The sequence below is a fragment of the Thermomonas sp. HDW16 genome (genome assembly GCF_011302915.1).
In the GTDB taxonomy this organism is placed as follows: Bacteria; Pseudomonadota; Gammaproteobacteria; order Xanthomonadales; family Xanthomonadaceae; genus Thermomonas.
Window position 1 is genome coordinate 1753190 of sequence record NZ_CP049872.1, and the last position, 12080, is coordinate 1765269.

Genomic DNA, 12080 nt, shown 5'->3' on the forward strand with positions numbered 1-12080 from the left:
CATGCGGCTTCGCGCCTCGATCCCGCTGCTCGCAGCCTGCGGCATGCTGGTGGCCTGCGCCGCGCCGAAGTCCATCGACACCGCAACTGTCGCGACACTTGCAACCATCGCGCCAACCGCCTGCGCCGAAGACGCCAGCTGGAGCGATCCGACTTCACCGCGGAAGGTGTTCGGCACTACCTGGTTCGTCGGCACCTGTTCGATCAGCGCGATCCTGATCACCTCGCCCGAGGGCCACATCCTGATCGATGCGGCGACGGAACAAGCTGCGCCTTCCATCGAGGCCAATATTCGCGCCGCCGGTTTCCGCGTCGAAGACATCAAGACCATCCTGGTCACCCACGAGCACAACGATCATGTCGGTGGCGTTGCCCAGCTGCAACGCGACAGCGGCGCAAGAGTCCTTGCACGCACGGCGGCAGCCGACGCATTGAAGACGGGCCGCAGCGACCGCCGCGATCCGCAATTCGAAACCATCGAATCGTTCCCGCCGGTCGCCAACGTAGGCGTACTGGTCGATGGCGACGAGGTGACGCTGGGTACGTTGCGGATGCATCACCTGCCGAATACCGGCCACACCGCCGGCGGTTCCGGCTGGGCGTGGCGCAGTTGCGAGGGCACGACCTGTCGCGACATCGTGTTTCCCGACAGCAACAGCGCGATTTCCGACAAGACATTCCGTTACAGCGACCATCCCGAACACGTCGCGGCCTTCCGCCGCAGCATGGCGCTGATCGCGGCGCAGCCTTGCGACATCCTGATCACCACGCATGTGCAATCGAGCGACCTGTTGCAGCGCCTGGACGGCAAGCGACCGTTGGTCGATGCCGGTGCCTGCAAGGCGTACGCCGCGCAAGGCCTTGCGAACCTCGAGACACGATTGGCCAAGGAAGCCGCCGGAGAACTTCCATGATCGAGATCGATGCCGGCAACGGCCCGCACCCGCTGGGCATGTCGCCGAAAAAATTCCTTGCCGAGTATTGGCAGAAGAAGCCGCTGCTGATCCGCAATGCCTTCCCCGGCTTCGTCTCGCCGGTGCAGCCGGAAGACCTGGCCGGGTTGGCCTGCGAGGACGGCGTGCTGGCGCGGTTGATCGAACACGACCGCGCCAACGACGGCTGGCGCGTGCGCCACGGGCCGTTCGCCGAGAACGACTTCCCCGGTATGCCCGACCACGACTGGACATTGCTGGTGCAGGACATGGACAAATGGGATGCGGACATCCGCGCCCTGCTGGCCAGTTTCAGCTTCCTGCCACGCTGGCGGATCGACGACATCATGATCAGCTTCGCCGCGACCGGCGGTTCGGTGGGCGCGCACGTGGATCAGTACGACGTGTTCCTGCTGCAGGCGCAGGGCAAGCGGCGCTGGCAGATCGACGCTGGCAAGCATCCGCCGCTCGGCTTCCGCGACGATGTCGAGCTCAAGCTACTGCGCGAATTCACTCCCAGCCACGATTGGGTGCTGGAACCTGGCGACATGCTCTACCTGCCGCCCGGCGTGCCGCACAACGGCGTGGCGGTCGATGCCTGCCTGACGTTCTCGCTGGGCATGCGTGCACCGAGTGCGGCGGAACTGCTGGGCGATTTCGTCGACACCCTGGCCGCCGATGCGCCGGAGGAATTGCGCTTCGGCGACGCCGACCTCACCCCGGCGAAGGACACGAACGAAATCGACGCCGCCGCGATGGCGCGCGTGGTGGAAGCGCTGAACCTGCTGCGCATGAACGATGCGGACAAGCTCGGCGATTGGTTCGGCAGCTTCATCACCACCTATCGCAGTGCGGTGGAACCGGCCGCCGGCGAAGCGCAACGGCCACGCATCGAGATCGAATGGGACCTGGCGCATGGCGCGGCCCTGCAACGCCACCCGTGGTCGCGCATGGCCTGGCGCAAGGCTGCCAAGGGTGCACGTTTGTATGTCGGCGGCCGCATGCTCGCGCTGCCCGTGCGCGACGCGCAACGGCTGGCCGCTGCCGAAGCGGTGGACGGCGCGTTGTACGACGGCCTGAGCCAAGCCGGACGCGATGCCGTGTTCGAACTGCTCGATGCCGGCCACTATCGCTTGTCGCTGCCCGACGAGGACGAGTGAGCCGCGACGATCCCGCGTTGCAACCGTTTCGCGTGCAGCTGGTGGATTTCACCACTGCGCTGGCGGAACTGCGCGCGGTACGCGACGAGGTCTTCGTCGGTGAACAGGGCGTGCCGGTCGAACTCGAACATGACGCGCTCGACCCGCTGTGTACGCACGCCCTCGCCCGTCTGCTCGACGGCACGCCCATCGGTACCGCACGGCTCACCCCGGAGCGCCATATCGGCCGCATGGCGGTACGCGCGCCGTGGCGCGGCCGTGGAGTTGGCGACGCCCTGCTGCAGGCGCTGGTCGAAGAAGCCCGCAAGCGCGGCTGGCCGGAGGTGCGGCTGAATTCGCAGGCATCGGCGATCGGCTTCTACGACCGCCACGGCTTCCGGCCCGAGGGCGAACGCTTCATGGAAGCCGGCATCGAGCACCAGACGATGTCGCGCACCTTGTCCGGGCCGCAACGCATCGACACGCGTGAAGCCGCCATCAAGTCGGCCATCCGCGCCATCGACGGTGCCCGCCGCAAGGTCTGGATCCGCAGCTTCGACCTGGAATCCTGGCTGTATGCCGATGCCGGCGTGTTGCAAGCCTTGCGCCACTTCGCCACCGGCGGACGCGGCAATGAGGTCTGTGTGCTCCTGCACGAGGCCGCCGCCCCGCAACGCGCGCATGCGCCGCTGCTGGCGCTGGCACAACGCCTGTCCAGCATTTTCCAATTCCGCGAACTGGTCGATCCGGTGGATCGCAACGACCCGGCCGCGTTCATCGCCGCCGACGGTGGCGGCTATTACCTGCGCAACCTCGGCCAGCGCATCGAAGGCGAGGCGGAACGCCATGCGCCGGCGCGTGTGCGGCAACTGCGCTCGGGCTTCGACGATGCCTGGGAGCGATCGCGTCCGGTCAGCGAGTACCGTGCACTGGGAATCTGAACCCGCTTTTCCATAAACGTCCGGCGAATGGACGTGATGCAGCGCGCAACCGCCTGCGGCTATAATTCCGACTCTTTCGCCCGCCCATTCAGCGGGCACTGGCTGGAAAGTAATTTCCATCCGGATCAACCACTTATCTCCAGGTCGCCCACGACGCCATGGTAGACAGTCTCCTGAAGCAGTTCGCCCAGTCCTCGCAACTCGGCGCGAACGGCGCCTATATCGAAGACCTGTACGAGCAATACCTGGTCGCGCCCGACAGCGTCGGCCCGAAGTGGAAGCAGTATTTCGATGGTCTGAAGGGCCGCGAAGCCGGCGACGTGCCGCATTCGGTGGTGATCGACCAGATCGCCGAAGCCGGCAAGCAGGCCGCGCGCGGCGTGGTCGCCAGCGGCGGTCCCGGCGATGAACGCGAACGCTCGGTCGGCAAGCTGATCACCGCCTATCGCTCGCGCGGCCACCTGGCCGCCAACCTCGACCCACTGGGCATGACCGTGAAGCCGGATGCACCGGACCTGGCGCTGGGTTTTCACCGCCTGTCCGAAAGCGATGCCGGCAGCGAGTTCAGCACCGGCGGCGTGGCCGGCCGCGATCGCATGAAGCTGGGCGAATTGCTCACCCTGCTCAAGGCGACCTATGCCGGCAGCGTCGGTGCCGAGTTCATGCACATCACCGACGCCGAGCAGCGCCGCTGGATGTACGAGCACCTGGAAGCCGCCGCCGGCAACTATCGGCGCACCGCCCAAGACAAGAAGCGCATTCTCGAACGGTTGACCGCCGCCGAAGGACTGGAGCGTTACCTGCACACCAAGTATGTCGGCCAGAAGCGCTTCTCGCTGGAAGGCGGCGACAGCCTGATCCCGCTGCTGGACGTGATGATCCAGCGCGCCGGCGGCGACGGCGTCAAGGACATGGTGATCGGCATGGCCCACCGCGGCCGCCTCAATGTGCTGGTCAACACCCTGGGCAAGCCGCCGCGCAAGCTGTTCGACGAATTCGAAGGCAAGTTCGAGCACGCCCGCGAAGGCGATCACGCGCACACCGGCGATGTGAAGTACCACATGGGCTTCTCCGCCGACATCGCCACGCCCGGCGGCCCGGTGCACCTGGCGTTGGCATTCAATCCGTCGCACCTTGAGATCGTCGATCCGGTGGTCGCAGGCAGCGTGCGTTCGCGCCAGCAGCGCCGTGGCGACGAGCAGCGCAAGCAGGTCATCCCGATCCTGCTGCACGGCGACGCCGCGTTCGCCGGCCAGGGCGTTGTGATGGAACTGTTCCAGATGTCGCAGGCACGCGGCTTCCGCGTCGGCGGCACCGTCCACATCGTGATCAACAACCAGGTCGGCTTCACCACCAGCGCCGCCGAAGACGCGCGCTCGACCCTGTACTGCACCGACGTGGCGAAGATGATCGGTGCGCCGATCCTGCACGTGAATGGCGACGACCCGGAAGCGGTGGCCTTCGTGGCCGAGATGGCCTACGACTTCCGCCAGCGCTTCGGCAAGGACGTGGTCATCGACCTGGTCTGCTACCGCCGCCACGGCCATAACGAAGCCGACGAGCCGGCGGCGACCCAGCCGGTGATGTACAAGAAAATCCGTTCGATGAAGACCACGCGCGAGCTGTACGCCGCGCAGCTCGCAGCGGAAACCACCATCGCCGAAGCCGATGCACAGGCGTTGGTCGACGGCTACCGCAACAAGCTGGATGCCGGCGAAGTCACCACCGAGGTGGTGAAGGTGAAGGCGGACGAATTCACCGTGGACTGGTCGAAGTACCTGGCCGGCAAGTTGTCCGACCCGGTCGACACCAAGGTGCCGCGCAAGACACTGGATGCGCTGGCCAAGCAGATCAACACCATCCCGGACACGGTCACCCTGCACCCGCGCGTGGCCAAGATCTACGACGACCGCCGCAAGATGGCCGCCGGCGAGCAACCGGGCGACTGGGGCTTCGCCGAGAACCTGGCCTACGCCACGCTGGTGAAGGAAGGCTATCGGATGCGCCTGGTCGGCCAGGATTCCGGCCGCGGCACGTTCTTCCATCGCCACGCGATCCTGCACGACCAGGCCACCGACAGCTATTACCTGCCGCTGCGCGAACTGGTGAAGAACCCGGAAGACGTCACCATCATCGACTCGCTGCTCAGCGAGGAAGCGGTGATGGCCTTCGAATACGGCTATTCCACCGCCGATCCGATGACCCTGGATATCTGGGAAGCGCAGTTCGGCGATTTCGCCAACGGCGCGCAGGTCGTCATCGACCAGTTCCTGGCCGCCGGCGAAGCCAAGTGGGATCGCCTGTGCGGGCTCTCGCTGTTCCTGCCACACGGTTACGAAGGCCAAGGCCCGGAACACAGCTCCGCGCGCCTGGAGCGCTTCCTGCAGCTGTGCGCGCTGGACAACATGATCGTCTGCGCGCCGACCACGCCCGCGCAGGATTTCCACATGATCCGCCGGCAGATGCGCATGAGCACGCGCAAGCCGCTGGTGGTGATGACGCCGAAGTCGCTGCTGCGCCACAAGCTGGCGGTGTCCACCCTGGACGAACTGGCAAATGGCGAATTCCAGCGGCTTATCCCGGACAGCACCGCCACCGTGGCTGCGAAGAAGGTGCGCCGCGTGGTGCTGTGCTCCGGCAAGGTCTATTACGACCTGCTCGACGAAGCGCAGAAGCAAGGCGTCACCGATGTCGCCATCGTCCGCGTCGAACAGCTGTATCCGTTCCCGCGTCCGGAACTGGTCGCCGAACTCAAGCGTTTCGCCGCCGCCACTGAAGTCGTCTGGTGCCAGGAAGAGCCGCAGAACCAGGGCGCGTGGTACCAGATCCAGCACCACCTGCGCGCCTGCCTGCAGCCGAAGCAGTCGCTCAGCTATGCCGGCCGCGCCCGTTCGCCCTCGCCCGCCGCCGGCCACCTGGCCGAGCACGTGCAGGAGCAGAACGCGCTGGTCGCCGATGCGCTGGTCAATCCCATTGCCGGCGACATCGTCGTCGACTGATCCCCTTCACTGCTCCATTTTTTGCATTCCCGACAGGACGCCCTCATGGCCATCGAAGTCAAAGTCCCGGTTCTCCCGGAATCCGTTTCCGACGCCACCATCGCCAGCTGGCACAAGAAGGCCGGCGACGCGGTCAAGCGCGACGAGAACCTGCTTGACCTGGAAACCGACAAGGTGGTGCTGGAAGTGCCCTCGCCGGTCGATGGCGTGCTGAAGGAGATCAAGTTCGCCGAAGGCGCGACGGTCACCAGCCAGCAGGTCATTGCGGTGATCGAGGAAGGCGCGGTTGCCGCTGCTCCGGCCGCTGCAGCAGCGCCGGCGCCTGCCGCTGCCGCACCGGTGGCCCCGGCACCGGCCAAGGCCGCCGCCCCGGCACCGGCCGCTGTCGCCGGCGAACTGCCGCCGGGTGCGCGTTTCGCGGCCGCCACCAGCGGCGTGGATCCCGCCGACGTGGCCGGCACCGGTCGTCGCGGCATGGTCACCAAGGAAGACATCGTCAACTACGCCAGCGGCAAGACCGCCGGCGTCGGCGGCGGCGCGCGTCCGGAAGAACGCGTGCCGATGACCCGCATGCGCACCCGCATCGCCGAACGCCTGATGCAGTCGAAGAATTCCATCGCCATGCTGACCTCGTTCAACGAAGTCAACCTGGGCAAGGTGATGGCCATGCGCAAGGAGCTGGGCGAAGCCTTCGAGAAGGCCAACGGCATCAAGCTCGGCTTCATGAGTTTCTTCGCCAAGGCTGCCGCGAATGCGCTGCAGCGCCACCCGATCGTCAACGCCTCGGTCGACGGCAACGACGTGATCTACCACGGCTATGCCGACATCTCGATTGCGGTGTCCACCGACAAGGGCCTGGTCACGCCGGTGCTGCGCAATGTCGAGCGCATGGGCTTCGCCGACATCGAGGGCCAGATCGCCGAGTACGCGAAGAAGGCACGTGACGGAAAGCTCGGCCTGGACGACCTGCAGGGCGGCACCTTCACCATCACCAACGGCGGCACCTTCGGTTCGCTGATGTCCACGCCGATCGTCAATCCGCCGCAGAGCGCGATCCTGGGCATGCACGCGATCAAGGAACGCGCCATCGTCGAGAACGGCCAGGTGATCGCCGCGCCGATGATGTACATCGCGCTCTCCTACGACCACCGCATCATCGACGGCAAGGACGCGGTGCTGTTCCTGGTCGACATCAAGAACCAGCTCGAAAACCCGAGCCGCATGCTGCTGGGCATGTGATCCGTTTCGCTCCCTCTCCCGCGTGCGGGAGAGGGCTGGGGTGAGGGCACGTTCGCCGCGCCGCATCCCGCCACCCTCATCCGGCGCGTTGCGCCACCTTCTCCCGCCAGCGGGAAAAGGGACAAGCAGGAAACGCACATGAGCGAAGTACAGAATTTCGATGTCGTCGTCATCGGTGCCGGCCCGGCCGGTTACCACGCCGCCATCCGCGCCGCGCAGCTGGGCCTGAAGACCGCCTGCATCGACGCCGGGCTGGGCAAGGACGGCAAGCCGGCACTCGGCGGCACCTGCCTGCGCGTGGGCTGCGTGCCGTCCAAGGCGCTGCTGGATTCCAGCCGCCAGTTCTGGAACATGGGCCACATCTTCGACCAGCACGGCATCAGCTTCAGCAAGCCGGCGATCGACGTGAAGACGATGGTCGCGCGCAAGGACGGCATCGTGAAGCAATTCACCGGCGGCGTCGCCATGCTGTTCAAGGCCAACAAGATCGCCACGTTCTACGGCTATGGCCAGCTGCAGCCGGGCAACATCGTCAAGGTCAAGCAGCACGACGGTAGCGAAGTCGAACTGCACGGCACCAATGTGATCATCGCCGCGGGTTCGGACTCGATCGAACTGCCGTTCGCCAAGTTCGGCGAACACATCATCGACAACGTCGGTGCGCTGGACCTGGAAGCCATCCCGAAGCGCCTGGGCGTGATCGGTGCCGGCGTGATCGGCCTGGAGCTGGGCAGCGTGTGGAAGCGCCTGGGCTCCGACGTCACCATCCTCGAAGGCATGCCCGATTTCCTGGCCGCCGCCGACAAGGAAGTGGCCAAGGTCGCCGCCCGCGAGTTCAAGAAGCAGGGCCTGGACATCAAGCTGGGCTGCAAGGTCAGCAACACCGAGGTGAAGAAGGACGGCGTGCACGTCTTCTACACCGATGAAAAGGGTGCCGAGCAGGAACTCGTGGTCGACAAGCTGCTGGTCTCCGTGGGCCGCCGCGCCGCGACCAAGGGGCTATTGGCAGATGGCACCGGCGTGAAGCTCAACGAACGCGGCCAGGTCGAGGTGGATGAGCATTGCCACACCGGCGTGGATGGCGTGTGGGCGGTCGGCGACTGCGTGCGCGGGCCGATGCTCGCCCACAAGGGCTTCGAGGAAGGCATCGCGGTGGCCGAACTGATCGCTGGCCTGCCCGGCCACGTCAATCTCGATACCGTGCCGTGGGTGATCTACACCGAGCCGGAAATCGCCTGGGTCGGCAAGACCGAGGAACAGCTGAAGGCCGAGGGCATCGCCTACAAGTCCGGCAGCTTCCCGTTCGCGGCGGTTGCGCGCGCGGTGGCGATGGCCGAGCCGATCGGCTTCGTCAAGGTGCTGGCCGATGCCGAGACCGATCGCATCCTGGGCATGCACCTGGTCGGCCCGAACGTCTCTGAACTGGTGCACGAAGGCGTGCTGGCGATGGAGTTCAGCGGCAGCGCCGATGACCTCGCGCGTATCTGCCACGCGCATCCCAGCCTGTCCGAAGCCGTGCACGATGCGGCGATGGCGGTCGGCAAGCGGTCGATCCACAAGGCGAACTGAGGTTCGCCTTGATCGATGCGAACGGCGCCTGCGGGCGCCGTTGTCGTCTTTGCGATCTGTGCAATTCCTGCGATGCCGCCATAATCCACGCATGAGCCAAGTCATTCGACACAACCCGCCATGGACGGTGATTGCACCGATCGCGGGCATGCTGGTGCTGTTGCTGGCCGTGCTGGTACCAGGCATTCCCGCGATGCAGGCATTGCTGGTCGCCGGCCTGTTCGGCAGCGTGATCGCCGCCGTCCACCATGCCGAAGTGATCGCGCACAAGGTGGGAGAACCGTACGGCACGCTGGTGTTGGCACTCGCGGTCACTGCCATCGAGGTGGCGCTGATCGTCTCGATGATGCTGAGCGGCGGTGCGGCGACGGCCGGACTACCGCGCGACACCGTGTTCGCCGCCGTGATGTTGATCCTCAACGGCATCGTGGGCCTGAGCCTGCTTGCAGGCAGCCGTCGGCACCGCATCCAGCGCTACCAGATCGACGGCGTGACCGCCGCGCTGGTGACCCTCAGCGCCATCGTCATCCTGACCCTGGTGCTGCCCAACTACACCACCACCAGTAGTGGCCCGACCTACACATCGACCCAGCTGACCTTCATCGCGGTGGTGACCCTGATCCTGTTCGGCGCGTTCACCCTGTTCCAGACGGTGCGCCATCGCGACTATTTCCTGCCGGTCGATGACGGCGATGCCGCTACCGACGACCACGTGGCCCCACCTACCGGCAAGGAGACGCTGGCCAGCGTCGCCCTGTTGCTGATCGCGCTGGTGGCGGTGGTGTTGAGCGCGAAGCTGCTGGCGCCCGCCATGGAAGCGGCGCTGGAGCGCTTCGGCGCGCCGCGGGCGGTGGTCGGCATCATCATCGCCGCCATCGTCTTGCTGCCGGAGGGCGTTGCGGCGGTACGCGCCGCGATCGGCAATCGCGTGCAGACCAGCCTCAACCTGGCCATGGGTTCGGCCATCGCGAGCATCGGCCTGACGATTCCCACCGTGACCGTGGTGGCACTGGTGATGGGATGGCCGCTCGCCCTGGGGCTGGATGACAAGTCCACGGTCCTGCTGTTGCTGACCTTGTTCGTGTCGTCGATTTCGCTGCGGACAGGACGCACCAACCTGCAAATCGGCATCGTCCACGTCGTGCTGCTGGGCGCCTACCTTTTCCTGAGCTTCGTCCCATGAAGACAATTTGCGTCTATTGCGGCTCCAATGCCGGCATCGATCCCGCCTACGCGGCACAGGCGAGAGCACTCGGCGCGCGCTTCGCCGCGGACGGCATCGCACTGGTTTATGGCGGCGGCAATGTCGGGCTGATGGGCATCGTCGCCGATGCCGTGCTCGCGGGCGGCGGCGAGGTGATCGGCGTGATCCCGCAGCAGCTGGTCGATTGGGAAGTCGCGCACAAGGGCGTGACCCGGCTCGAAGTGGTGGATTCCATGCACACGCGCAAGGCGCAGATGTTCGAACTGGCCGACGGCTTCGTCGCCCTGCCCGGCGGTTTCGGCACACTGGACGAGATGTTCGAGATGCTGACCTGGCGCCAGCTCGGCCTGGGCAAGAAGCCTTGCGCATTTCTGGACGTGGGCGATTTCTGGCAGCCGCTGATGGCGATGCTGGACACCATGGTCGCGCAACGTTTCCTGCACCCGGAACAACGCGACGACATGTGGCACGGCCACGACATCGACACCCTGCTCGGCTGGATGCGCGCGTATCAACCGGCGCAAGCGGACAAGTGGATGGACGAAAAACGCCGCAGCCAGTTGAACCTGACGCCGGGGGACATGTGAGCGTTCCCGATCAATTTCGCGCTTTCCGCATCCACAACGATGCCGATGGCTATCGCAGCGGGATCGAAACGATTTCGCTGGACGACTTGAACCCAGGCGAGGTGGTCATCAAGACCGCGTATTCCTCGGTGAACTACAAGGATGCGCTTGCCGGCACCGGCCAAGGCAAGATCCTGCGCCAGTTTCCACTGGTGGGCGGCATCGATGTCGCCGGCCACGTCGTGGCTTCGACCGATCCCGCGTTCAAGGAAGGCGATGCGGTGCTGGTCACCGGCAGCGGCCTGTCGGAAACCCGCGATGGCGGCTACGGCGAGTACGCGCGGCTGGAATCGAAGTGGGTAGTCGCCCTGCCCGCCGGGCTGTCATTGCGTGAATCGATGATCCTGGGCACGGCCGGCTTCACCGCAGCACTCGCGCTGTTGCGCATGAGCGAGAACCGGCAGACGCCCGACCTGGGCCCGCTTGTTGTGACCGGCGCAACCGGCGGCGTGGGTTCATTGGCGGTCGCGATCTTCCACAAGGCCGGTTTCGCAGTGCATGCGGTCAGCGGCAAGCCCGAGCACGCGGATTACCTCAAGTCGCTGGGTGCCAGCGAAGTGCTGGGCCGCGATGCGCTTTCCACCGCCGCACCGATGGCGACCGCGCGCTTCGGCGGCGGCCTGGACAACGTCGGCGGGTCGATCCTGGCCAGCCTGCTGGCGCAGACCGCGCCTTACGGCAACGTGGCCACGGCAGGGCTTGCGGCATCGGCCGAACTGAACGCCACGGTGATGCCCTTCATCATCCGTGGCGTGTCCTTGCTGGGCGTGGCGTCGGCCGGCACCGCGCGCGACATCCGCGACGAGGTGTGGCGGCGGCTGGCCAGCAATTGGAAGCCGTCCAACCTGGACGCGATCTGCACGCGCGAAGCCACGCTGGAAGGGCTGCCGGAGATCTTCACCATGATGTTGGCCGGCGGTTCGCTGGGGCGCAGCGTGGTACGCCTCTAACCCTGCTTCGCAAAACTCGCCCGACCCGCTTGCGGGCATGCTGTCGGTCGCTACAATCGGCTGGCATACACGGGGAAACCAAATGGCACGCATCCTGATCGTCGACGATTCGCCTTCCCAGCTGATGGGCATCCGCCGCATCGTCGAAAAACTCGGCCACGACGCACTGACCGCCGAGGACGGCGCTGCCGGCGTGGATGCCGCCAAGCGCGAAATCCCCGACCTGATCCTGATGGACGTGGTGATGCCGAACCTAAATGGTTTCCAGGCCACCCGTTCGATCACCCGCGAAGCCACCACCAAGCACATCCCGGTGATCCTGGTGACCACCAAGGACCAGGACACGGATCGTATGTGGGGACTGCGCCAGGGCGCGAAGGCCTATATCACCAAGCCGTTCAGCGAGTCCGAATTGTCGGAGCTGATTGCGCAGTACCTGAGTGGCGGCACCAGCGCCGCCTGACCCTGACTCCCTGGCCGCA

General features: G+C 65.9%; 10 protein-coding genes. All 10 read left to right on the forward strand.

Going from position 1 to position 12080, the window contains the following annotated elements:
- The first annotated feature begins 1 nt into the window (after position 1).
- The 10 genes from bla (at position 2) to G7079_RS08225 (ending at position 12061) form a co-directional block, all read left to right on the forward strand.
- Positions 2–913 (forward strand): subclass B3 metallo-beta-lactamase, encoded by a 912-nt coding sequence (bla, locus tag G7079_RS08180; protein ID WP_166056838.1) that lies wholly within the window; start codon positions 2–4, stop codon positions 911–913.
- A complete protein-coding gene (locus tag G7079_RS08185) occupies positions 910–2091 on the forward strand; it encodes a cupin domain-containing protein (protein ID WP_166056839.1) in 1182 nt (393 codons plus the stop codon). The genes bla and G7079_RS08185 overlap by 4 nt, the downstream gene beginning before the upstream one ends.
- Positions 2088–3011 (forward strand): GNAT family N-acetyltransferase, encoded by a 924-nt coding sequence (locus tag G7079_RS08190; protein WP_240906149.1) that lies wholly within the window; start codon positions 2088–2090, stop codon positions 3009–3011. The genes G7079_RS08185 and G7079_RS08190 overlap by 4 nt, the downstream gene beginning before the upstream one ends.
- A 158-nt stretch (positions 3012–3169) precedes the next feature.
- A complete protein-coding gene (locus tag G7079_RS08195; protein ID WP_166056840.1) occupies positions 3170–6010 on the forward strand; it encodes a 2-oxoglutarate dehydrogenase E1 component in 2841 nt (946 codons plus the stop codon).
- 45 nt (positions 6011–6055) lie between these two features.
- Complete coding sequence (gene sucB, locus G7079_RS08200) at positions 6056–7249, forward strand: dihydrolipoyllysine-residue succinyltransferase (RefSeq protein ID WP_166056841.1); 1194 nt, start codon at positions 6056–6058, stop codon at positions 7247–7249.
- 138 nt (positions 7250–7387) lie between these two features.
- Positions 7388–8818 carry a dihydrolipoyl dehydrogenase gene (lpdA, locus tag G7079_RS08205; RefSeq protein ID WP_166056842.1) on the forward strand — a complete coding sequence of 477 codons (1431 nt, stop codon included), beginning with the start codon at positions 7388–7390 and terminating at the stop codon, positions 8816–8818.
- A gap of 91 nt (positions 8819–8909) precedes the next feature.
- Positions 8910–10001, forward strand: a complete 1092-nt coding sequence (locus G7079_RS08210; protein WP_166056843.1) for an ionic transporter y4hA — start codon at positions 8910–8912, stop codon at positions 9999–10001.
- Positions 9998–10609, forward strand: a complete 612-nt coding sequence (locus G7079_RS08215) for a TIGR00730 family Rossman fold protein (protein WP_166056844.1) — start codon at positions 9998–10000, stop codon at positions 10607–10609. The genes G7079_RS08210 and G7079_RS08215 overlap by 4 nt, the downstream gene beginning before the upstream one ends.
- Entirely contained in the window at positions 10606–11598 is a 993-nt protein-coding gene (locus G7079_RS08220; protein WP_166056845.1) for a YhdH/YhfP family quinone oxidoreductase, read from the forward strand. The genes G7079_RS08215 and G7079_RS08220 overlap by 4 nt, the downstream gene beginning before the upstream one ends.
- Before the next feature lie 82 nt (positions 11599–11680).
- Positions 11681–12061: a response regulator gene (locus G7079_RS08225; protein ID WP_166056846.1), complete on the forward strand. Its 381-nt coding sequence runs from the start codon at positions 11681–11683 to the stop codon at positions 12059–12061.
- Positions 12062–12080: the final 19 nt, after the last annotated feature.